Annotated in this window: 19 protein-coding genes, 1 tRNA gene and 1 pseudogene; 11 read left to right on the plus strand and 10 right to left on the minus strand. The window is 60.3% G+C overall.

All coding sequences use genetic code 11. The features are described from left to right. Positions 1–3: 3 nt before the first annotated feature. Both pntA and yqhD read right to left on the minus strand, forming a co-directional pair. On the minus strand, positions 4–1,530 hold the full coding sequence (gene pntA, locus PG897_RS14740) for a Re/Si-specific NAD(P)(+) transhydrogenase subunit alpha (RefSeq protein ID WP_201881021.1): 1,527 nt from the start codon (positions 1,528–1,530) through the stop codon (positions 4–6). A 507-nt stretch (positions 1,531–2,037) separates the two neighbouring features. Next, positions 2,038–3,201: an alcohol dehydrogenase gene (yqhD, locus tag PG897_RS14745; RefSeq protein WP_043170614.1), complete on the minus strand. Its 1,164-nt coding sequence runs from the start codon at positions 3,199–3,201 to the stop codon at positions 2,038–2,040. A gap of 145 nt (positions 3,202–3,346) precedes the next feature. On the opposite strand from yqhD, the gene PG897_RS14750 reads away from it, so the two are divergent. Beyond that, positions 3,347–4,249: an AraC family transcriptional regulator gene (locus PG897_RS14750; RefSeq protein ID WP_019839392.1), complete on the plus strand. Its 903-nt coding sequence runs from the start codon at positions 3,347–3,349 to the stop codon at positions 4,247–4,249. Between the two features lie 17 nt (positions 4,250–4,266). Then, positions 4,267–4,794, plus strand: a complete 528-nt coding sequence (locus tag PG897_RS14755; RefSeq protein WP_043170613.1) for a lipocalin family protein — start codon at positions 4,267–4,269, stop codon at positions 4,792–4,794. 49 nt (positions 4,795–4,843) lie between these two features. On the opposite strand, the gene PG897_RS14760 is transcribed toward PG897_RS14755, so the two are convergent. Beyond that, positions 4,844–6,736: a methyl-accepting chemotaxis protein gene (locus PG897_RS14760; protein ID WP_043170612.1), complete on the minus strand. Its 1,893-nt coding sequence runs from the start codon at positions 6,734–6,736 to the stop codon at positions 4,844–4,846. 242 nt (positions 6,737–6,978) lie between these two features. Here PG897_RS14760 and PG897_RS14765 point away from each other — a divergent pair, with 242 nt between their 5' ends. After that, positions 6,979–7,497, plus strand: coding sequence for a class IV adenylate cyclase (locus PG897_RS14765; protein WP_043170611.1), 519 nt, complete (start codon positions 6,979–6,981; stop codon positions 7,495–7,497). A 49-nt stretch (positions 7,498–7,546) separates the two neighbouring features. On the opposite strand, the pseudogene PG897_RS14770 reads toward PG897_RS14765, so the two are convergent. Together PG897_RS14770 and PG897_RS14775 are read right to left on the minus strand one after the other, a co-directional pair. Then, positions 7,547–8,916 (minus strand): annotated as a pseudogene (locus tag PG897_RS14770) (phosphatidylserine decarboxylase family protein). Between the two features lie 293 nt (positions 8,917–9,209). Next, positions 9,210–9,286 (minus strand) — tRNA-Trp (locus PG897_RS14775). Positions 9,287–9,495: 209 nt separating this feature from the next. On the opposite strand from PG897_RS14775, the gene PG897_RS14780 reads away from it, so the two are divergent. From PG897_RS14780 to PG897_RS14800, 5 genes are all read left to right on the plus strand, one after another. Then, a complete protein-coding gene (locus PG897_RS14780) occupies positions 9,496–10,038 on the plus strand; it encodes a hypothetical protein (protein WP_005306461.1) in 543 nt (180 codons plus the stop codon). Positions 10,039–10,137: 99 nt separating this feature from the next. Then, complete coding sequence (locus PG897_RS14785; RefSeq protein WP_139431056.1) at positions 10,138–10,332, plus strand: hypothetical protein; 195 nt, start codon at positions 10,138–10,140, stop codon at positions 10,330–10,332. After that, the gene (pyrB, locus tag PG897_RS14790; RefSeq protein ID WP_005306463.1) at positions 10,313–11,233 is read left to right on the plus strand and encodes an aspartate carbamoyltransferase; all 921 of its coding nucleotides are present in this window, start codon (positions 10,313–10,315) and stop codon (positions 11,231–11,233) included. The genes PG897_RS14785 and pyrB overlap by 20 nt, the downstream gene beginning before the upstream one ends. A 16-nt stretch (positions 11,234–11,249) precedes the next feature. Next, positions 11,250–11,714: an aspartate carbamoyltransferase regulatory subunit gene (pyrI, locus tag PG897_RS14795; RefSeq protein WP_005306465.1), complete on the plus strand. Its 465-nt coding sequence runs from the start codon at positions 11,250–11,252 to the stop codon at positions 11,712–11,714. Positions 11,715–11,932: 218 nt separating this feature from the next. Beyond that, positions 11,933–12,424, plus strand: a complete 492-nt coding sequence (locus PG897_RS14800; protein WP_005306467.1) for an arginine repressor — start codon at positions 11,933–11,935, stop codon at positions 12,422–12,424. 156 nt (positions 12,425–12,580) lie between these two features. On the opposite strand, the gene PG897_RS14805 is transcribed toward PG897_RS14800, so the two are convergent. From PG897_RS14805 to arcA, 4 genes are all read right to left on the minus strand, one after another. After that, positions 12,581–13,987: a YfcC family protein gene (locus tag PG897_RS14805; RefSeq protein WP_005306469.1), complete on the minus strand. Its 1,407-nt coding sequence runs from the start codon at positions 13,985–13,987 to the stop codon at positions 12,581–12,583. A 123-nt stretch (positions 13,988–14,110) separates the two neighbouring features. Next, positions 14,111–15,115, minus strand: coding sequence for an ornithine carbamoyltransferase (argF, locus tag PG897_RS14810; RefSeq protein ID WP_005306471.1), 1,005 nt, complete (start codon positions 15,113–15,115; stop codon positions 14,111–14,113). 79 nt (positions 15,116–15,194) lie between these two features. Beyond that, positions 15,195–16,121, minus strand: a complete 927-nt coding sequence (gene arcC, locus PG897_RS14815; protein WP_010635806.1) for a carbamate kinase — start codon at positions 16,119–16,121, stop codon at positions 15,195–15,197. Between the two features lie 62 nt (positions 16,122–16,183). Next, positions 16,184–17,404 carry an arginine deiminase gene (gene arcA, locus PG897_RS14820; RefSeq protein WP_005306475.1) on the minus strand — a complete coding sequence of 407 codons (1,221 nt, stop codon included), beginning with the start codon at positions 17,402–17,404 and terminating at the stop codon, positions 16,184–16,186. 746 nt (positions 17,405–18,150) lie between these two features. Here arcA and PG897_RS14825 point away from each other — a divergent pair. From PG897_RS14825 to PG897_RS14835, 3 genes are all read left to right on the plus strand, one after another. Next, positions 18,151–18,327: a hypothetical protein gene (locus tag PG897_RS14825; protein WP_010635804.1), complete on the plus strand. Its 177-nt coding sequence runs from the start codon at positions 18,151–18,153 to the stop codon at positions 18,325–18,327. Positions 18,328–18,425: 98 nt separating this feature from the next. Further along, the gene (locus PG897_RS14830) at positions 18,426–19,073 is read left to right on the plus strand and encodes an AAA family ATPase (RefSeq protein WP_005306480.1); all 648 of its coding nucleotides are present in this window, start codon (positions 18,426–18,428) and stop codon (positions 19,071–19,073) included. A gap of 1 nt (position 19,074) precedes the next feature. Continuing rightward, a complete protein-coding gene (locus PG897_RS14835; RefSeq protein WP_005306483.1) occupies positions 19,075–19,443 on the plus strand; it encodes a hypothetical protein in 369 nt (122 codons plus the stop codon). A gap of 601 nt (positions 19,444–20,044) precedes the next feature. Here PG897_RS14835 and PG897_RS14840 read toward each other — a convergent pair. Next, a complete protein-coding gene (locus PG897_RS14840; protein WP_043170610.1) occupies positions 20,045–21,778 on the minus strand; it encodes a methyl-accepting chemotaxis protein in 1,734 nt (577 codons plus the stop codon). Positions 21,779–21,793: the final 15 nt, after the last annotated feature.

Genomic DNA, 21,793 nt, shown 5'->3' on the forward strand with positions numbered 1-21,793 from the left:
CCCTTAATCCTTACGGAACATCTTCAGCATGCGCTGAGTGACGGTGAAGCCGCCGAAGATGTTGATACTGGCAATCAGCACGGCGATGAAGGCCAATGCGGTGACCAGGGTCGACCCTTGCCCAATCTGCAGCAGGGCACCGACCACGATAATGCCGGAGATGGCATTGGTGACCGACATCAGCGGCGTGTGCAGGGCGTGAGAGACGTTCCACACCACGTAGTAACCGACCACACAGGCCAGGATGAATACGGTGAAGTGAGAGAGGAACGCGGCAGGCGCCACGGCAGCAACCCAGCCGAAGGCGGCGATGCCGAGGGCACCGAACACGAACTTCTTGTTGGAGGGTTTGGCCTCTTCTTTCTTGGCAGCCGGTTTGGCGGCGGCCGGCTTCTGCGGAGCGGCAGAGACGGAGATGGCGGGCGGCGGGAAGGTCACTTCACCGGCCTGGATCACCGTCATGTTGCGCTGCACCACGTCTTCGAAGTCGATGGCGACGTTGCCGTCCTTCTCCTTGCACATCAGCTTCATCAGGTTGACCAGGTTGGTACCGTAGAGCTGGGAGGATTGGGCAGGCAGACGACCCGGCAGATCGGTGTAACCGATCACCTTGACGCCGTTGTCGGTGACATGCAGTTCACCCGATACCGTGTATTCGCAGTTGCCGCCAGCCTGGGCAGCCATGTCCACGATGACGGAACCCGGCTTCATGCTGTCCACCATATCTTTGGTGATCAGCTTGGGTGCCGGCTTGCCCGGGATCAGGGCGGTGGTGATGATGATGTCCACTTCCTTGGCCTGCTGGGCAAACAGCGCCATCTCGGCCGCGATGAACTCTTCGCTCATGACCTTGGCGTAACCATCGGAGGAGGAACCATCCTCGCCGCCGAAGTCGAGCTTGAGGAATTCGCCACCCATGGACTCAATCTGCTCGGCCACTTCCAGACGGGTATCGAACGCACGCACGATGGCACCGAGGGAACCGGCAGTACCGATGGCGGCCAGACCGGCGACACCGGCACCGATCACCAGCACCTTGGCGGGCGGCACTTTACCGGCGGCGGTGATCTGGCCGGTGAAGAAGCGACCAAACTGGTGCGCGGCTTCAACGACGGCGCGATAGCCACCGATGTTGGCCATGGAGGAGAGGGCATCGAGGGACTGGGCACGGGAGATCCGCGGCACCATGTCCATCGCCATCACATTGATGTTGCGCATCGACAGCTTTTTGACCAGCTCAGGGTTCTGGGCGGGCCAGATGAAGCTCACCAGAGTGGCACCATCTTTAATTTGTGCGATCTCGGCATCGGTCGGCGCATTGACCTTGAAGATGAGGTCGGCTTGCCAGACGCTCGGCACCACGCTGGCACCGGCAGCCTCGAAGGCGGCATCATCGAAGCTGGCCAGCAGGCCGGCACCGGCCTCGATAGCGACCTCGAAGCCGAGCTTTTTCAGCTGCTCAACGGTGGCCGGGGTCGCTGCGACCCGGGTCTCACCGGCGAGACTCTCTCTCGGTATTCCAATCTGCATGACTATTCCCTGATGGTTAATAAACAATCGCTGCCCAGTGTCGCATTTCTGGCGAAACAAGACATGACCAAAGTGCAGGTCACGGGCCCTTTGTTATGAAAATCAGTAGGCTTTACCTCAACCTCCTGTCATGGTCAGGCCCCCGCTTTTCAGGCGCGAAGGTGATTAGTATCAAATTTTGGAGTTTTATTACAACCGCAGTCCCGGCAGCGCGCGTACAGAATTCAGCCCGTCCCGGACCATGATTTAAAAAAACAAACCAAATTAGCGACTTATACCAGTAAAAAGCGCTGGAAAAAGTGATCCAACCAGTCAAAAAAAATGTTTTACCGGCCCTCTATCTTAGCGCTTTTTGTTCTTACGAAATCCGCACGGATCACAGATATCAGGCCGAAAACGAAAAAAGTAACTGTTTTGTAACAGACAAGGGGCCGTCTACCCGCCAAATAGGCGGATCCGGCCCCTGTTATTTAATCGTTTCGATGGTGACTGACCGGTGTGCCCGGCTTACCAGGCCGCCTCATAAATATGCTGGCTCTGCACCAGGTCGATATCGCCGTGCTCGCCGATGGCGATCATGCCGTGTTCCGCCAGCTTGCCGAGCAGGGTATCAATTCCTGCGTCCGCCACGCCGTAATCCCGCAGCCGGGTCTTGATCCCCATCCGCTCGAAGAAGTCGCGGGTGGCGGCGATGGCGTCGTCGATGCGCTCAGCCTCGCTGCCACTGCGCAGATCCCACACCCGCTCGGCGTATTGCAGCAGCTTGGCGTGTTTCTGCTGGCGCTTGGCCTGCAGCAGGGCCGGCAGCACCACCGCCAGGGTCTGGGCGTGGTCGAGGCCGTGCAGGGCGGTGATCTCGTGGCCCAGCATGTGGGTGGCCCAGTCCTGCGGTACACCGGCTCCGATCAGGCCGTTCAGCGCCAGGGTGGCACTCCACATGATGTTGGCGCGCACCTCGTAGTTTTCCGGTTCCACCAGCGCCTTGGGGCCCTCTTCCAGCAGGGTCAGCAGCAGGCCCTCGGCGAAGCGATCCTGCACCTTGGCGTTGACCGGGTAGGTGAGGTACTGCTCCAGGATGTGCACGAAGGCATCCACCACCCCGTTGGCCACCTGACGGGCCGGCAGGGTGTAGGTGAGCACGGGGTCGAGCACGGCAAAGCGCGGCATCACGAAGGGCGAGAAGAAGTGCACCTTGTCGCCGCTGCTGCGCCGGGTCACCACGGCACCCATGTTCATCTCGGAACCGGTGGCCGGCAGGGTCAGCACGGCGCCGAGCGGGATGGCGGAGCGCACTTCGTTGCCCACTGTCTCGAGGATGTGCCAGGGATCCCGGGCCGGATCATAATGGGCAGCCGCGGCGATGAACTTGGTGCCGTCCAGCACGGAGCCGCCGCCGACGGCCAGCAGGAAGTCGACCCGCTCGGCGCGGGCCAGCTCGACCGCCCCCATCAGGGTCTCGTAGGTGGGGTTGGGCTCGATGCCGCCGAATTCAAACAGGGTCATGCCGGCCAGTTCGCTGCGGATCTGGGCCAGCAGGCCGCTGCGCACCACGCTGCCGCCACCGTAGGTGATGAGGATGCGGGCGTCGCGCGGCAGCTGTTCACGCAGCTGGGCGACCTGGCCCTTGCCGAACAGGATCTTGGTCGGGGTATGCAGGGTGAAGTTGTTCATCGACATTGCCTTTTTAGTCTCTGGCGGCCAGGCCGCAAAAATTTAATTGCATTTTTCTCCAGACAACCAATACCATCAAGACAACATCCTGCTAGTTCTTTGCCTATTTCTACAAAGCAGCCAGAACAGACTCCAAGAGCATCCCATGCAGACACGCTACACCGACCTCGCCGCCAAGCTGACTCGCCACGTCACCGCTCCCGGCATCACTCCCTCGCCGGTGGATCAGGTGAGCCTCATCTACACCACCGAATACCACGGCCGCACCCCTGTACTCTACCAGCCGCGGATGATAGTGATCCTGCAGGGACACAAGGTGGGCTATCTGGCGGACCAGGTGTTTCGCTACGACCCCAACCACTACCTGCTGATGACCCTGCCGCTGCCCTGCGAGTGCGAGTGTTTCGCCTCCCCCGAGCAGCCCCTCATCGGCTTCTCCCTCGAGATCAACCTGGTGACCCTGCAGGAGCTGTTGCTGGAGCTGGGGGATGCCCTGCCTGCTCCCGCTCCGCAGAAGAGCGGCGTGCATTCGGTGCCCCTGTCGGAGGCCATGTTCTGCGCCGCCGAACGGCTGATCGATCTGATGGACAAGCCCCATCACGCCCGGGTGCTGGGGCCGCAGACGGTACGGGAGATGCTGTTCTACGCCCTGCACGAAGGGGGTGGCCCGGCGCTGCAGGCGCTCGCCAACCGCCACAACCATGTGGGCCAGATCGCTCGGGTGCTGCGTATGATAGAGCAGCGTTTCGCCGACAACCTGACCATGGAGGAGCTGGCGCGGGAGGTGAACATGAGCGTCTCCGCCTTCCACCACCACTTCAAGGCGGTCACCGCCACCTCGCCGCTGCAGTACATCAAGTCGTTTCGCCTCCACAAGGCGCGGATGATGATGCTGCACGACGGCATCAAGGCGGGCACCGCGGCGGCCAGGGTCGGCTACGAGAGCAACTCCCAGTTCAGCCGGGAGTACAAGCGCTTCTTCGGCAGCACGCCGACGGATCAGGCCTCCCGCTTTCGGGAAGGCCAGCTGCGCATCATAGAGGGATAACCAGAGAGGAATTGTTCATGCGTGCACTGCTTTGCCTGCTCACCGCCTGCCTGCTGACGGCCTGTACCGGCCTCGCCGACGGCATCCGCCCCGTTACCGGCTTCCAGCTCGACCGCTACCTCGGCACCTGGTACGAGATCGCCCGCCTCGACCATAGCTTCGAGCGCGGACTGGAGCAGGTGAGCGCCACCTACAGCCTGCGCGACGACGGCGGCGTCAGGGTGCTCAACCGCGGCAAGCAGAGCGATGGCAGCTGGCGCAAAGCCGAGGGCAAGGCCTACTTCGTCGACAAGCCGGACGAGGCACGGCTCAAGGTGAGCTTCTTCGGCCCCTTCTATGGCGGCTACAACGTCATCGAGCTCGACCCCGACTACCAGCTCTCGCTGGTGACCAGCTACAACCACGACTACCTCTGGATCCTCGCCCGCTCGCCCAATCCACCCAAGGCCAACGTGGATGCGCTGGTCGCCAAGGCGGCATCGCTGGGCTTTGCCACCGATCAACTCATCTGGGTCAAGCAGACCTCTGAGCCTGTCGTGAAATAACAAAGGGCAGCCCGCGGGCTGCCCTTTTTCATGGAAGATTGTCTAAGGATCAGAGCCGGAAGCGGCCAATCTCCTGCTCCAGCCGCTCGGTCAGCCCCTTCAATTCGGCCGCCTGCGCCGCCTCCTGATTGGCCTGCTCGGCCAGCTCCTGGGAGACGTGGCGGATGTTCTCGGTGTTGCGGCTGATCTCGCTGGTGACCGAGGTCTGCTCTTCGGCCGCCGCCGCAATCTGGGTCGCCATGTCGCTGATGGAACCGATCGCCTCGTTGATCCGCGCCAGGCTCTGGTTGGCGGACTCCGCATCCTCCACGCTGGTCCCCGCCAGCTGGCGGCTGGTCTCCATGCCGCCCACCGCCCGGCGGGTGGTCTGCTGCAGGGTCTCGATCATCTGCTGGATCTCGTCGGTGGAGTCGTGGGTGCGGCGCGACAGCACCCGCACCTCGTCCGCCACCACCGCAAAGCCGCGCCCCTGCTCGCCGGCCCGGGCCGCTTCGATGGCGGCGTTGAGCGCCAGCAGGTTGGTCTGCTCGGCGATGCCGCTGATGGTGGCCAGAATGCCGCTGATCTTCTGGGCATGGGCATCCAGCTCCACAATGATCTGGCTGGCGTCGGCCACTTCGTCCGCGAGCCCCGTGATGCTGCGCTGACTCTGGCCGACCTGCGACTGGCCGGATACCGCCAGCTTGACCGCATCGCCCGAGGTAGTGGCGGCAAACTCGGCGTTGCCGGCGATCTCCTGGGTGGCGGAGGCCATCTCGGTCACCGCGGTGGCCACCATCACGATCTCGTCCTGCTGCTGGCGCACCCGCTGGCTGCGGGACTGAGCCCCGGCCGCCTGGGCGCGGGACTGGGCCGCCAGCTCGACGGTGACGTCACGCAACCGGCTGACGATGCCGTGCAGCCGCGCCACGAACTGGTTGAAGCTCTCCGCCAGCTGACCCACCTCGTCCTTGCTGCGGGTGTTGATGTGGACAGTGAGGTCCCCCTCGCCGTGGGCGATGTCGTGCAGCGCGCCAGCGACCCGGCCCAGATCGGCAAACAGATACTTGAACATGGCGGTGAGCAGGGCGCTGAACACCAGCATCAGTACCAGGGTCAGCCCCACCAGTTGCCACAGCAGGGTGGCGAGCGGTGCCTCCAGCACGTCGCGATACATCACCATGGCCAGCAGCCAGTCGGTGCCCGCCACCGGTTGCACTGCCAGCAGCACGTCGCGCCCGTCGAGGGTGGCGGCGTGCAGCTCGTTGTTCTCGCGGCCCCACTGCTGGAAGGTGGCCGCCGACAGCTCGGGGGAGAGCTCAGCTATCTGCTTGAGCGCCAGCTCCTTGTTGGGGTGACCGACGATGAGGCCGCTGCTGTCGAGCAGCATGGCGTACCCATCCCCCTGCACCTGCATCGCCAGTACCTCGTCGATCAGCTTGTCGAGCGCCAGGTTGGCCCCCACGGCGCCGACCAGCTCGCCCTGATGGCGTACCGGTTCGGAGAGGGTGACCACCAGCTTCTGCATGGTGACGCTGACATAGGGAGCGGTGACGATGAGCTGCCCCGCCTTCACCGCGTCCTGATACCAGGGGCGCTCGCGCGGGTCATAGTTGCCGGTATTGAGGGAGGGGTCCTGGCGGGTCATCACCCCCTGGGTCGAGCCAAAGTAGGTGAGCCCGAACCCGCCCGAGGTGTAGGCCTGCTTCAGGTGCGGCACCAGCTCGGCCTGCGGGTTGTCGGCGATCAGGTTCACCAGCGCGTGCACCGTGTTCTTGCGATCCGCCATCCAGTCGCCGATGGCGACCGAGTAGGCGTGGCCATAGTTGACCGCCTCGCTCTGGATGGCGCTCATGGTGCGGGATTTGAGGGTGTGAAAGGCAACGATGCCGAGCAGTGAGGCCATCAGCAGCACCACCCCCAGACTGGTGGCCAGCAGCTTGCCGCGCAACGAAAGTGTCATGACTACGGATCCTTGTTGTTGTGACGGGCCAGGGAGAGACCCTTGTTTAATCAAGGCTATCGGCCACATGCTGAACAGACTTTAGTGAATCCTGTCGATTTATCATGACTCGGCAACAGGTTGTGCCACAGCTCACGAAAAACCACCCACTCTTCGGCCGATATCCATCTCGACAAATGGCTATGCAGGGACGCAATCCGTGCTAGGTTGGACTCCTTCAAACCCTGATGGATAAGCCTGCCATGCCCCGAAATATCGAGATAAAAGCCAGCATAGAGCGGATAGATGACCTGCTCCCCAAGGCACTCGCCATCGCCGATCAGGGCCCCGTCGAGATCGAGCAGGATGACACCTTCTTTCGCTGTGACGCCGGTCGTCTGAAGCTGCGAACCTTGTCCCCCTCGGCCGGCGAGCTCATCTTCTACCGCCGCGCCGATCAACAAGGCCCCAAGGAGAGCTTCTATCAGCTGACCACGACACATGAACCGGATCGCCTGCGGGAGACCCTCAGCCTGGCCTGGGGCCAGATCGGCAGGGTGCAGAAGAAGCGCACCCTGTTGCTGGTCGGCAGAACCCGGATCCATCTCGATCGGGTGCAGGGGCTCGGCCACTTCCTCGAACTGGAGGTGGTGCTGGAGGAGGACGAGCCGCTTGAGGCGGGGATGCAGGAAGCCAACGACATCATGGCGCAGCTTGGAGTTGAGCCCTCCCGGCTGATAGAAGGCGCCTATCTGGATCTGCTCCTCCGGCAGCAGGCCTGAATGCAACAAGGCCGCCCGCAGGCGGCCTCCCATACTCTGCCCGGCAGGGCTACTTGACCCGGGCGATGGCGGTATTGAGCCGCATATTGGTCGCATCCAGCCCTGGGGTCTGACCATGAAAGTCAAACTCCAGCCTGACGCCGGGGCGAAACAGCAGACAGTGGGTGGAGCCGCCGAAGTGGAACATGCCGAGCTGATCCCCCTTCTTCACCCTGTCCCCCGCCTGCACCGTGATCTCGCAGCTCGACACCTCGGCCATCCCCACCGGTACCACGCACATCAGGCCGATTTTGGGGTTGTCCGCCTCGATGAAGATGAGTGCCCGGGTCGCCACCGAGGTGAGGAACGGCTGGGAGTTGTTGGGGGCGCTGGGATCCGCCCCCTGCGGGTCGGCAAAGCCTTCGAACTGGTTCTCCAGATAGTAGGTGCCGTTGACGACGCGTACCTTGCGGATGGTGCCGCTCACCGGGCTGTGCCAGCGGTGGTAGCTGAGCGCGCTGAGGAAGGCCTGATAGACGGTGCCGCCCTCGAAACGGGGGGCCAGATCGTCAAAATCGAGCATGTTCTCCAGCGAATAGGGCTGCCCCTTGAGCCAGAACTGATCGCTGCGGCTCACCTCTTTGCGCACCTGCAGCGGCGCCGATTCGCAGGCGTTGACGATGACATTGTCATCCGTTGGCGCCGAGACCGGCCGCACTCCGGCCCGAAAACGTCGGGTGAAGAAGTCATCCCAGCAGCCGAAGCCGTGGTAGTCGGCCGCCGGCTCGCACTCGAAGATCTGCTCGAAGCTGCCCGGAGTGGGGTTGGGCCCCTCCCCGACCGCTTCGTCGCCACCTGCACCATCTCGGCCTTGGCCGCCTTGCCGAGCCAGGGCACCACCAGGGTCTCGCGATCCAGCCGGCTTACCGGCTCGGTCAGCACATAGCGGGAAGCCGGGCTTTGCAGGAACTGGGCCCAGTAGTCGAGGATCTTCTTGAACTGCTGGTTGACCAGGGCATTGGCAAAAAACTGGTAGCCGGAGCGGGTGGCCATGGGCCAGTCGAGCAGGGCATTGATGGGAAAGCCGATGAGGCCGGACGGTTCCTGGCTGGGGATGTCCTGATAGGCCTCGGGGGCCGTGGTCATGATGCCGTTGAGCAGACCGAGGAACTCCTCGAACGAGCGCACCTCAGGCTGACCGAGCGGGGTCTGGTGCTTGTGGCGCCAGGCCTCCTTGAACATGGCCTCGGCCTGGGCATGCAGCGCCGGGTCGGCATTGACCAGATCCCGCAGCTCGGCGATGGGGGGGACCAGCGCCCTCGGCTGCTGGTTCACGTAGTGCTTGATCCGCCGGATCCAGCGCTCGACATGGGCCCCATCCTGGGGGATCCAGCCGCCGGGTCGGGACTTGTTCAATCGGGTTTCCACTGCCTTGTTCATGGTTCGCTCTCCTCAGCTGATGTTCACGCCCACAATCCACGGCTTGAGCATTGAGTGCCGACCTGCCAGCGGCATGCCAGGGCACCGACCCTGTTATGTAGCACAGGGGGCCCGGCAGCACGATTGCCAGAAACGACAGGGCAGAGTGGCGCAATAGCGACTAGCGGTTGGGATAGACGGGTATGGAGAGAGCAACCAGGCCAGGAGAGCAGGCGGCACAAGGGATGTGCAAAAGGAGAGTGGCAGGCCCGGAAAAGCGAAAAGCCAGCTCAATGAGCTGGCTTCTCTGAAAATGGCAGGGGCGGCAGGACTCGAACCCGCAACCATCGGTTTTGGAGACCGCTGTTCTACCAATTGGAACTACGCCCCTGCAACAAACGAGGCGTAGTATACAAAGCGGGTTTCAAAGGTAAAGGCTTTTTTCTCACTTTTGGTGCGATTGCGCAAAGGACGAGCAGATCCTGCCAATTTATGCAGCTCCAATGGGTAACTTGCTGTATTTACAGCCTTGTTTGGGTAGGAAACTGACCGCAATGGGGGTAGGGTTAAGCTTGGGGCCAGGCAAGAAGGGGGTTGCACATGCTCAATTACCGGTTACTGCAACAACTTGCACCGCTCAACTTCAGGGATGAAAGCAAAACCGAGACACTGCCCGACTATCTGGCACGGGTCGCCCCGCTGGTGCCCTTCATTCCCGAAAATGTGCTCATCCAGTGGATTTATCGCCATTGGCGCGGTTTTGAGTCCAACTGGAGCTTTATCGATCTCGCCCGCCATCAGTTCGAGTGCGAGAGCTGGCCCACCGCACGGATCATCGACCAGATAGACTCCCGCCATATGGAGGTGATCGAACGCTGGGGCGAGATGTTGCGCAGCAACCGCTACGTGCGCAGCTCCTGGCTCGGGGAGAGGATGTTGCGTGAAGGGAGTTGGCCAGAACCCATCATAGTGCTGGCATCGACGGCAGGGGACAGCTACCCGAACGGACAACCCCTGCCCCACCCCTACTGTCTGCTGGAAGGGCACCACAGGCTCGGCTATCTGCGCGCCATGGTGCATGATGACGAGCCACTGCAGCCCCAGCATCAGGTGTGGGTTTGCCGACCTGTTCGCAGCACTTAAACGTTTTTCTGTGCAAATCTTGCCTTTGAAATAAATTTTTGACAATTCAAAATGCGACTCTATAATCTGTCCGGTTTGAAAAAAGGTCAGGACAGGACGATGCAGTTTTTGATGAAAAAAACAGCCTTGCAGACGGGTGGAGCGCACCAGAGCGGCCCCGTTGTTTCCGGTTCCCGACCCACAGATCCCCAATTGTTTTCAAAAAAAGCCCCTGTTTCAGGGGCTTTTTTTTGTGCCCGAAAAACCTTCATTGATGTCAAAGGGAATGCAGACGATGACCAATCCACTCTATAAGAAACATGTCATCTCCATCACGGACCTGACCCGGTCTGAAATGGAACTGGTAGTCTCAACCGCACAACGGTTGAAGGCCGAGCCCGACACCCGCTTGCTGAAAGACAAGCTGGTCGCCAGCTGCTTCTTCGAAGCCTCTACCCGCACCCGCCTCTCCTTCGAGACCGCGGTGCAGCGCCTGGGTGGCAACATCATCGGCTTCGCCGACGGTGGCAACACCAGCGCCAAGAAGGGTGAAACCCTGGCCGACTCCATCAAGATCATCGGTTCCTACACGGATGCGGTGGTGATGCGTCATCCGAAAGAGGGGGCGGCCCGCCTCGCCTCCGAATTCTCCCGGGTGCCGGTCATCAACGGCGGCGACGGCTCCAACCAACATCCGACCCAGACCCTGCTCGACCTCTTCTCCATCCGTGAGACCCAGGGCAAACTGGACGGCCTCAACGTCGCCTTCGTCGGCGACCTCAAGTACGGCCGCACCGTGCACTCGCTGGCCCAGGCCCTCAGCCTGTTCAACTGCCGCTTCTTCTTCATCTCGCCGGAAGCGCTGGCGATGCCGGACTACATCTGCGAAGAGCTGGAAGAGAAGGGCATCCAGTTCAGCGTGCATGAAACCATGGAAGAGGTGATGCCTGAGCTCGACATCCTCTACATGACCCGGGTCCAGAAAGAGCGCTTCGACGAGACCGAGTACAAGCACATGGCCGCCAAGTTCGTGCTGGAACTGGCCACCCTGGAAGGGGCCAAGCCAACCATGAAGATCCTGCATCCCCTGCCCCGCGTCGACGAGATCGACGTCGCGGTCGACAAGACGCCCCACGCCTACTACTTCCAGCAGGCGGAGAACGGGGTCTATGCGCGCCAGGCACTGCTGGCTCTGGTACTGAACGAAACTGTCTAACGGAAAGGGGAACATCATGTCTGACAAGAACCAACTGCAAGTCGAAGCCATCCGTCACGGCTCCGTCATCGACCACGTCCCCGCCGGCCAGGGCATCAAGATCCTCAAGCTGTTCCAGCTGGTAGAGACCCAGGAGCGGATCACCGTCGGCTTCAACCTCAAATCCGGCGCCCTCGGCAAAAAGGATCTCATCAAGATCGAGAACACCCGCCTGACCGAGCAGCAGGCCAACCAGCTGGCGCTGTTCGCCCCCAAGGCGACCGTCAACATCATCGAAGACTTCGCGGTGGTGAAGAAGCACCAGCTCAAGCTGCCGGAGTTCATCGCCGGAGTGTTCCACTGCCCCAACTCCAACTGCATCTCCCACAACGAGCCGGTGGAGAGCTACTTCCGGGTGCGCGAGGTGAAAGGCGCGGTACGGATGAAGTGCAAATACTGCGAGAAGTCCTTCACCCAGGACATCGTCAGCGAACGCTACTGAGAACCAGACTCAAAAAAATATCCAGGTGGGCCCCAAGGGGCCCATTTTTGACCCCTGTCACATCACCAAATAACCAGTTGGTTATAATTTGCCATCCAAAGAGAGCTATTCCCGCTCATTTCCTGCCAGTGCATTGATTGCCAGTATTTTTTGCTGATATTCAGCAAATGCGGCAGATATCGAGCGTTTAGCGTCGGTCATCGTCAAAGGAATTCGCCGTGGTCAAGACCCTCAGCCGTCCCGTTGCCCAAGAGCCCGATCTGGCCCAGCTGGATGCCTGTCGCCAGATCATCGGCCAGCACTGCTACAGCACCCAGGAAGAGATCCGCCGCGAGCTGTCGGAGCGCGGCTTTGCCGACATCAGCCAGTCCACCATCTCCCGCCTGCTGCGCCGTCTCGGCGTCGCCAAGGCGCAGAATGCCAACGGCAAGAAGGTCTACACCCTGGTGGACGAACAGCTGGAACCCGCCGGTAGCACTCGCTCCATTCACGACATGGTGCGCGCCGTGGTGCACAACCAGCAGATGGTGTTGATCCATACCACACCAGGGGCCGCCACCGTGGTGGCTCGTCTGCTGGATCGCAACGCCAATCCCGAGATCATGGGCGCCGTCGCCGGCAACGACGTGGTGCTGGTCGCCCCGCGCCACATCAGCCGCACCCGTCAGGCCCACGCCGCCGTGGTGCGCACCCTGGAACAGGCGCGCTAACCCTCCCCCAATGCAGCAAGGCGACCCAGGGTCGCCTTTTTGTTGTCTGCCAATCGGCTTTTTATCCCATCTGTGCGCTGTCTGGGCCCGCCTCCTGGTCGGCCATAAAAAACGGGAGCCAGCGGCTCCCGTTTTTGCGGCTATGTCTGTCGGTGTTTATGCCAGCACGGCACCCAGGCTCAGGCAGACCACGATCAGCACGGTCAGCAGGCCGAGCAGCGGGGCTACCCATTTCAGCCAACGTACATAGGGAACCTTGGCGATGGCCAGGCCACCCATGACCACGGCGGAGGTCGGAGTCACCAGGTTCACCAGACCGGAGGCAGACTGATAAGCGGTGACCACCAGCTCGCGACCCACGTTGGCGAAGTCGGCCAGCGGCGCCATGATCGGCATGGTCAGCACGGCCAGGCCGGAGGAGGACGGCACCAGGAAGGAGAGCACCACTTCCAGCACGAACATCACGTTGATGAACACCACGGTGGAGAGGCCGGTCACTATCCCTTCTGCACTGTGCAGTATGGTGTGGGTGATCATGCCGTTGTCCATCACCACCACGATACCGCGGGCGATACCGATGATGAGGGCCACGCCGAGCAGGTCGCGGGCACCGTCGATGAAGTTGGAGGTCAGCTCCTCCTCGCTCATGCGGGAGATGACGCCGACTATGATGGCGGCAGCCAGGAACACACCGGAGATCTGCGCCATCCACCAGCCCAGCACGGCCACACCGTAGATCATCACGGCGAAGGCGGCGACGAAGATGCCCAGCACTATCTTGCGGGTCAGGGTGAACTCCAGCATCTGGTCGCTCTTGTTGCCGAGGAAGTGGGCACGGTTCTCCTCCCACTTGTCAGCCACCAGGGACTTGCTGGGGTCGCTGCGCACCATCTTGGCGTAGCGCATCACATAGGCCACGCAGAGCAGCCAGCCGGCCACCAGCATGGCGACGCGCAGCCAGATGCCATCGGTAAAGGAGATGCCGGCGGCGTTGGCGGCAATCACGGTCGCGAACGGGTTGATGGTAGAGCCCAGGGTACCGATACCGGCCCCCAGCAGCACAGTTGCAGCAGCCACCACCGGGTCGAAGCGGGCGGCCATCATCACAGGCACCAGCAGGGTGTAGAACGGCAGGGACTCTTCCGCCATGCCGTAGATGGTGCCCCCTGCGGCGAACAGCGCCATCAGGATCGGGATCATCCACTCTTCCCGGCCGCGCAGGCGGTCGGTCACCCGTTCGATACCGGCATCGATGGCACCGGTCTTGGTCACTATGCCAAGAAAACCACCGATGATCAGGATGAAGAGGGAGACGTCGATGGCGCCTGCCTCGTAGGTGTCATGGTTGTAGAGACCATCGATCGGCGCCAGCAGCACGTCGACGATCCCCTGGGGATTGCCCTCTACCAGCTTGTAGGTGCCAGCCACCGGCACTTCCTTGCCGAGGGCTTCATTCATGGTCATTTCGTATTTGCCGGCCGGCACTATCCAGCTCAGGGCGGCCACCAGGGCGATCAGCACGAACAGTATCGTGTAGGCTGACGGGAACTTGAATTTGGTCATGGTCCAGCTTCCTTCTGTGGGTGTGGTATCCATGCAGGCTGCGGGTCGTAGGGTTGGAGGTATTATGCCGCTGTCACATGGTCGAAAAGCCGGGGGTCACCCCCCGGCACCACTACTGCGACCTTAGTCGCCCAGCGTAGCAACCATCACTGCCTTGATGGTGTGCATCCGGTTTTCGGCCTCGTCGAACACGATGCTGTGCTCGGATTCGAACACGTCCTCGGTCACTTCCAGGCCTTTCATGCCGTATTTGTCTGCCACTTCCTTGCCCATGGTGGTCTCGTCGTTGTGGAACGCCGGCAGGCAGTGCATGAACTTCACATCCGGGTTCTTGGTGGCGTTGATGACGTCCATGTTGACCTGATACGGGGTCATCAGTTTGACGCGCTGATCCCAGGCTTCTTTCGCTTCACCCATGGAAACCCAGACGTCGGTGTAGAGGAAGTCGGTACCCAGCACACCCTCTTTCACATCTTCGGTCAGGGTGATGCGTGCGCCTGTCTCTTCGGCGATCAGGCGGCACTTGGCAACCAGCTCTTCTTCCGGCCAGAAGGCTTTCGGTGCGACCAGGCGGATGTCCATGCCCATCTTGGCGGCACCGACCATCAGGGAGTTACCCATGTTGTTGCGGGCGTCACCCAGGTAGGCGAACTTGATTTGATCCAGGCGTTTGCCCTTGCCGTGCTCCAGCATGGTCATGAAGTCGGCCAAGATCTGGGTCGGGTGGAATTCGTTGGTCAGGCCGTTCCAGACCGGGACGCCGGCGTGGGCACCCAGCTCTTCGACGATCTCCTGGCCATAGCCACGGTATTCGATGCCGTCATACATGCGGCCCAGCACCCGGGCGGTGTCTTTCATGGACTCCTTGTGGCCGATCTGGGAACCGCTCGGGCCAAGGTAGGAGACCTGAGCGCCCTGGTCGAAGGCCGCCACTTCAAACGCACAACGGGTACGGGTAGAGGTCTTCTCGAAGATCAGGGCGATGTTCTTGCCGGTCAGGTGTTTGCGCTCATAGCCACCGTATTTGGCTTTCTTCAGGTCGATGGCCAGATCGATCATGTATTGGATTTCGCGCGGGGTGAAGTCCAGCAGTTTCAGGAAGTTACGGTTACGCAGATTAAAAGCCATGATGAGTTCTCTCTATATTTGTTTCAGACCAATTCAGGCAGTAGTGTTGACTACGCATTCTCAGTACATATGTCGGTAATTACGCATTCACGGTACGGGTGGCGACGATATTGGTGCCGGCTTCGCCCTTGAGGATGGCCAGGCCATCGTCCAGTGCACCTATGCCGACCATGCCGCCGGTCGCCTTGACGAATTCACAGGAGGCTTCGACCTTGGGCCCCATGGAGCCTGCGTCGAACTTGACCCCGGCCAGCTCGTCCGGGCTGGTGATCCGCAGCGGACGCTGGGTCGGTTTGCCCCAGTCCAGGTAGACGGCATCGGCATCGGTCAGGATCAGCAGGGCGTCGGCCTTGATCTGCTTGGCCAGGTAGGCGGCAGACATGTCCTTGTCGATGACGGCTTCGATGCCGGTCAGGCTCTGGCCATCCCAGGTCACCGGGATGCCGCCACCACCGGTACAGATGATGAGGTGGCCCTGGGCGATCAGGGTTTCGATGGCGTCACCTTCCACGATGCGCTGGGGCAGCGGAGACGGCACCACGCGGCGGAAGAATTTGCCGTCAGCCTTCACCACCCACTGCTTCTCTGCAGCCAGGGCGCGGGCCTCAGCCTCTTCGTAGACGGGACCGATGAATTTGGTCGGATTGACGAAGGCCGGATCTTGCGGGTCAACCTGCACCTGGGTCAGCAGGGCGGTGACGTTGCGGCTCGGCATCAGGTTCTTCAATTCCTGGATCAGCATGTAGCCGATCATGCCCTGGGACTCGGCACCCAGCACATCCAGCGGATAGGGGGATACCTTGGTGTAGGCACTGTTCTGCAGAGCCAGCAGGCCGACTTGCGGGCCGTTGCCGTGCACCAGCACCACGTTGTACTCCTGAGCGATCAGGGCGATGGTCTTGGCGGCGGTGGCGATGTTCTTGCGCTGGATATCTGCTTCGAGCGGCTCGCCACGACGGAGCAGAGCATTGCCACCCAGGGCGACGACGACAGTTGGTTTTTTCATGAGTGTTACTCTCGAGTTTGGTGCTGTGTGGCGCCAGTCTCTGCCGGCGCCACGCCGTCTTGTTAGATGCCGTCGCGTTCCATCGGGCAGCTCATGCAGCGGGCGCCGCCGCGGCCACGTCCCAGCTCTTCACCCGGGATGGGCAGCACAGTGATGCCGGCTTTGTCGTACTTCTCGTTGGTGTAGGTATTGCGCTCGTAACCCACCACCACGCCGGGGCGCACGGTCAGCACGTTGTTGGCATCGTTCCACTGCTCGCGCTCGGCCTCGAAGGTGTCACCACCTGTGGTGATGAGCTTGAGCTGATCGACACCCAGTGCCTTCTCGATGGCGGTGACGAAGTAACCCTCTTCCTTGATGTTCATGCCGGTGGCACCGCCCGGAGTCAGGCTCCAGCAGTTCACATCCTTGCGGATGACTTCCGGATAGACGGAGAAGGTGTCTATGTCCATGTGGGTCATGACGGTATCCAGGTGCATGCAGCTGCGGTGTTTCGGCAGTTGCATGGCGATGACCTGTTTGGCCTGGCCGTGCTTGAACAGGCCGCGAGCCAGGTGCTCGACCCCTTGCGGTGTGGTGCGCTCGGACATGCCGATGAGCACGGCGCCACGACCGATGACCAGTACGTCACCCCCTTCGATGGTGGAGTTGTCGTAGTCGCGATCTTCATCACCGAAGTACTTGATGAAGTCCTGACCGGCAAACTGCGGGTGCCAGCGATAGATGGCCTTCACGTGGTTGGTTTCGCGACGGCGGGCCGGTTTGGCCATCGGGTTGATGGAGACGCCGCCATAAACCCAACAGGAGGTGTCACGGGTAAAGAGGTGGTTGGGCAGCGGCTCGATGATGAAGTCGGTCGGTGCGTGCATGCCTACTACCATGTTGACGCCGCTGTAGGGCATCTCGGAGTAGGTCAGGCCACCGGAGAGAATGCGGGCCAGCTCGCGGTGCGGCATGTCAGCCAGGAAGCAGCGCACGTCGTTGGCAAAAGAGGAGCCGAGGCGATAGTCGGAGACCTGATGTTGCAGCAGCCAGGTTTTGGCTTCCGGCACGTCCAGGGTTTCCGCCAGCAGATTGGTCAGCAGGAAAACTTCGACATTCTGATCGCGCAGTACCTGAGCGAATTTGTCGTGCTCCTGACCGGCACGTTCAACGGACAGGACGTCATCGAACAACAGATCCTGGCAGTTGGAAGGAGTCAGACGCTTCAGACTGAGGTTGGGGCGGTGCAACATGACACGGCGCAATTGGCCAACTTCAGAACCTACATAAAATTTGCTCATGATTATATTCCGTCTAGCAGTGGTCCCTGCGAGTGATTGAATAGATTCCTTCTATTCATGCTCGTGGCTAAGGCGGGATATTCTTTATGTAGGGTAATCGGCTTGTGTTCTATCCTGCCCTTGCCTTTCGAGACCGAGGTTAGACCTGCCAATCACGATAAACTTAGACATTGATCACATTCACCCAGAACTGAATAAATTCACGGTTTATTCTTTGATAGGGGTAACAGAACTGACAATCTCCCATTCACCTCTCCCGTTTAAATACGCACTTTCTTCGGCACATATTTCATATTTCACCTTGTTTCATTCACGCCAAATATCTACAAAGGGATAAACACAAAAACAAAAAACCTTTAATTTCATGAAGATAAAAACACAACCAACACAGAATGAATTTTATATGCAGATATTTGAATTTTCCGCGCTCTTTACGAGGTGCTCGCAGCAAATAAAAAGTCACGGCCAGGCTCCGCGCTGAATAATCTGTTTGTTGTTCCAGATCATGGCATCGCGTCTGTTCCGCTTGCCGGGCCAGACTACAGGCAGTGTTGCCTCTTCACCTCTTATATGGATATGCACGAATTGCGCATCTTGGCCGGCCAATTTTCAACTGGCCGGCGCAGGGGCTTTTTCAAACTTTTTTCATTAGTAGAATTTATTTCAGCAGCTTGCGTCACAAGCCGGCTCGGCTTAACTCAGAAAGTGATCAGGATCACACCTGTTATGTCACCAAGGAGATAGCCATGAAGATGAAGTCACTGCTGCTGCTTTCCACTCTGCTGCTGCCCATGACCCCGGCACTGGTCCATGCGGAGGGTGCCCCTGCCATGCCATTGGTGGTGTGCCATGTCGATCAGGCCCCCCAGATGCTGGTACCCGCCTACGTGTGTCAGTGGCACGGCGGCAGTCAGCACTACTGAGCGAAACCCCGGGAGGAGGTCTTCTCCTCCTGGCTTGTCATGGCCCAACCCCCTCCTATACTCAATGCAGCTGTTTTTCATAGGGATAGGAGACGGTCATGATCCTGCTGGTCGGTGGTGAAAAAGGAGGGAGCGGCAAGAGTTGTCTGGCCCAGAATCTGGCGGTCTACCTCAGAACCCAGTTTCACGGCGAAGTGCTGTTGGTGGACTGCGATCCGCAGCGCACCACCTCGGACTGGATCCAGGAGCGCAACGACAATCCGGATCTGCCCCAGATAAACTGCGTCCAGCTCTACGGCAACATCCGCAACGATCTGCTCAGCCTGAAGAACCGCTATGACTACCTGATCGTCGACTGTGGCGGCCAGGACAACCGGGCACTGCGTTCCACCATGGCCGTCGCCACCCATGCTCTGATCCCGCTGCGTCCCAAGCGCCGCGATCTCAAGACTCTGCCGCACATGGAAGACCTCATCACCACCTGCAAGATGGTCAACCCGACCTTGCGGGCTGCCGTGGTACTGACCCAATGCCCCGCCCTGCCCAACCAGGCGAAGCGGATACTGGAAGCCAAGGAGGTCTGCTCTTCCTTCGGTGTCGACGTGCTCAATTCCATCACCTATGGCCGCAACGTCTACGACGACAGCGAGGAGAAGGGATTGTCGGTGATGGAGATAGAGCCGGATGGCAAGTCTGCCGAAGAGATCCGCGCCATCGCCAAGGAGTTTCTGGAGCTGGGGGTATGAGATGGGACTTGCCGACCTGAAGAAGAAACACAATCTGCATCACCAGAAGAAGTTCACCATAGACGAGTTCATCGAGGACGCGGATTTTTATGCCAAGGGCAAGCCCAAGGTCGTCAGCCTGGAGCTGACTCTGCATCGGGACGAGGCTCTGACCGCACTCGCCTTCATCGAGAGCGGTGAACATCTCAAACCCAGCTTCAAGAAAGCCACCTTCTCGCTCAGCACCACGGCCATCGATGAGCTTGGCAACCTGACCCAGCAGGACGGCATGAACAAATCTCTGCTGCTGCGGTTGTTTACCCACTACTTCTCCTCCCTGAGCCCGGAAGAACGCCAGACCATCTATGAGCGACTGCAGGCACACAACTGACGCTATCTTCCTTCAGCCATGCTTCGTTGCCAGCATGGCCCTTCTCTGCTCGCTTCCCCTTTCTGAATCCCAGTTGAACAAGGTGTAAGACATTCGCCATAGACGATGTAGGTAAAGCGCCAGAAAAGATCCCGCGATAGTCGGAAGATAAGATCGTAAAACATGAACGAAAAATACCTATACCAATGAAATTAAAGGATAAATATTGAAACAAGTTTCCTTCGTAACGAGATGCGTAAAAACGTTTTTCACTCTGCCGTTGTCCCGCCCCATGAAATCCTTATAGTTACTCCTGCACGGACGCAATGAAGTCGGTCAGGAAGACTGGCTGCCAGGGTTGGGCAAATGGACTCACCACAGGATGTGGTAAAGGACACCTCCCAGGACGGAGAAAGTGCGACGGGAACGGATGACTCGTCAGGCCATGATGGCTAAAGGACACCCCAAAGGATTGGGAAGGGGAAACCTAAAGGAAGAGGTATAGTCAGGGATTGCAGGGAGCAACTTCGTTCAAGGATATGAGCGATAAGACTATCGGGGGCGACGCAAGTCGCCCCCATCTTTTTTGGCCATTTTTACCCCGGCCTACCTTTCTATCTGCTCATTCCAGCCGGAAGTGCCCCACAATCTCCCGCAGCCTGTCATAGGTCTGCTGCATCGAGCCGGCACTGGCCACCGTCGCCTCGCCGTTGTGGGTCAGCTGGCGGATCACCTCGGCAATGGCGCTCATGTTGCGATTGATCTCCTCGGCTACCGCGCTCTGCTGCTCCGCAGCCGTGGCGATATGGCTGATGAGATCGTTGATCTCCACTACCTCGCCCGCCATCAGATCCAGTGACTCGTTGACCCGAGTGGTGTTCTCGGCGGCGCCCTGACAACTCTGCTTGGTATTGCTCATGGCATTCACCACGGTCCGGGTCCCCTGCTGCAGGCTGGCCAGCATGGTCTGGATCTCCGCCGTACTCTGCTGGGTACGGGCGGCGAGTGAACGCACCTCGTCAGCCACCACGGCAAAGCCACGCCCCTGCTCGCCGGCGCGGGCGGCCTCTATGGCAGCGTTGAGGGCCAGCAGGTTGGTCTGCTCGGCTATGCTGCCGATGACCCCGAGCACCGAGCCAATCTGCTGCACATCCTGCTGCATCGCCTCGATGGAGCGGGCGGTGGTTTCCACCTCATCTACCAGCGCCATCACGCTGGCCATGGCCTGATCGACCACCTGACGGGACTGGCTCGCCAGTTGCTGGCTCTGGCCGGTGAGCTGGGCCGTGCTGGCCGCGCTCTCCGAGACGGAGACCGCGGTGCGACTCATCTCGTTGATGGCGGTCACCACCTGCTCGGTCTCCCGCACATGATCCGCCAGCAGGGACTGGGCAGCACCGGTCTGGCTGGCCAACCCTTCGATACCGCTGTTGAGCTGGCCGCTGGCCTTCCTCACCTCGTTCATCATCTCCTGCAGCCGCTCGATAAAGCGGTTGATACCGGCCGAAATCTGGCCCAGATCATCGGTACTGGTTACCGCCAGCCGACGGGTCAGATCGCCGCTGCCACGGGAGAGCTCCAGCACCAGGTCCCGCAGCGAGAGAATCGGGCGATAGGCCACATTGAGCGCCAGCACGGCGAGCACCATCACCACCACGGCCACCCCGAGCAGCGCCATGATGATCTGGCCGTTGAGTGCCTGGGTCATGGTGTGGATGTAATCGAGATCGATGTAACCGGTCAGGGTCCAGCTGCTGCCGCGAATATCCAGCGAATTGGGGCGCGCTTCGCTCTCCCCCTGCGGCTTGCTGCTGTAGAGCTCATTGCCCTGCCCGTCAGCCAGCGAGAAGTAGCGCCCTTCGCCACTGACGCTGGCCAGCAGGTTCTTGAACTCGCTCATGTCGAGGTAATAAAGGTAGGCAGAGTCGGCACCGCGCGGCACCAGAATCGAGATGACGGGCTTGCCATCCACCTGCTGCAGCGGACTGACGGTGATCTGGTTGTTGGCGGCGGGGATAAGCTTGCGCAGGGCATCGACCTTACTGCTGTCGTTGATGACGCCGCTCACGTCGAACGCCATGTCGCCGATCACCTTGACGATGTTGTGAAAGCCGGTCTCTTCCAGCGTCTTCTTGACGTTGGTCACCCCGAAGTTGAGGTTGGCTGCCAGCAGGATTTTCTGATTGATGTCGCCGGCCAGCTTCTCTTTGACCAGGGAGATCTGTTCGTTGATGTTCTTGGTCGCCTGGGTGCGGATGTAGGCGCTGATGAAGTGATTGACGCTGAACCAGGCGGTACCGATGGTGACCAGGATGGCCAGCAGCAACAGGACGTAAATCTTGACCTTGAATGGCATGGGATCCCTCCAGAA

This window comes from Aeromonas sp. QDB20 (assembly GCF_027707805.1).
GTDB lineage: Bacteria > Pseudomonadota > Gammaproteobacteria > Enterobacterales > Aeromonadaceae > Aeromonas > Aeromonas dhakensis.

Excerpts from the sequence above, each read along its gene's own strand:
- PG897_RS14750 (WP_019839392.1), top strand. The coding sequence starts at position 3,347 with ATGCAGACACGCTACACCGACCTCGCCGCCAAGCTGACTCGCCACGTC.
- PG897_RS14780 (WP_005306461.1), top strand. The coding sequence starts at position 9,496 with ATGCTCAATTACCGGTTACTGCAACAACTTGCACCGCTCAACTTCAGG.
- arcC (WP_010635806.1), bottom strand. The coding sequence starts at position 16,121 with ATGAAAAAACCAACTGTCGTCGTCGCCCTGGGTGGCAATGCTCTGCTC.
- PG897_RS14805 (WP_005306469.1), bottom strand. The coding sequence starts at position 13,987 with ATGACCAAATTCAAGTTCCCGTCAGCCTACACGATACTGTTCGTGCTG.
- PG897_RS14830 (WP_005306480.1), top strand. The coding sequence starts at position 18,426 with ATGATCCTGCTGGTCGGTGGTGAAAAAGGAGGGAGCGGCAAGAGTTGT.
- PG897_RS14755 (WP_043170613.1), top strand. The coding sequence starts at position 4,267 with ATGCGTGCACTGCTTTGCCTGCTCACCGCCTGCCTGCTGACGGCCTGT.
- PG897_RS14825 (WP_010635804.1), top strand. The coding sequence starts at position 18,151 with ATGAAGATGAAGTCACTGCTGCTGCTTTCCACTCTGCTGCTGCCCATG.
- yqhD (WP_043170614.1), bottom strand. The coding sequence starts at position 3,201 with ATGAACAACTTCACCCTGCATACCCCGACCAAGATCCTGTTCGGCAAG.
- PG897_RS14765 (WP_043170611.1), top strand. The coding sequence starts at position 6,979 with ATGCCCCGAAATATCGAGATAAAAGCCAGCATAGAGCGGATAGATGAC.
- argF (WP_005306471.1), bottom strand. The coding sequence starts at position 15,115 with ATGGCTTTTAATCTGCGTAACCGTAACTTCCTGAAACTGCTGGACTTC.
- pyrB (WP_005306463.1), top strand. The coding sequence starts at position 10,313 with ATGACCAATCCACTCTATAAGAAACATGTCATCTCCATCACGGACCTG.
- pntA (WP_201881021.1), bottom strand. The coding sequence starts at position 1,530 with ATGCAGATTGGAATACCGAGAGAGAGTCTCGCCGGTGAGACCCGGGTC.
- PG897_RS14785 (WP_139431056.1), top strand. The coding sequence starts at position 10,138 with ATGCAGTTTTTGATGAAAAAAACAGCCTTGCAGACGGGTGGAGCGCAC.
- pyrI (WP_005306465.1), top strand. The coding sequence starts at position 11,250 with ATGTCTGACAAGAACCAACTGCAAGTCGAAGCCATCCGTCACGGCTCC.
- arcA (WP_005306475.1), bottom strand. The coding sequence starts at position 17,404 with ATGAGCAAATTTTATGTAGGTTCTGAAGTTGGCCAATTGCGCCGTGTC.
- PG897_RS14840 (WP_043170610.1), bottom strand. The coding sequence starts at position 21,778 with ATGCCATTCAAGGTCAAGATTTACGTCCTGTTGCTGCTGGCCATCCTG.
- PG897_RS14760 (WP_043170612.1), bottom strand. The coding sequence starts at position 6,736 with ATGACACTTTCGTTGCGCGGCAAGCTGCTGGCCACCAGTCTGGGGGTG.
- PG897_RS14835 (WP_005306483.1), top strand. The coding sequence starts at position 19,075 with ATGGGACTTGCCGACCTGAAGAAGAAACACAATCTGCATCACCAGAAG.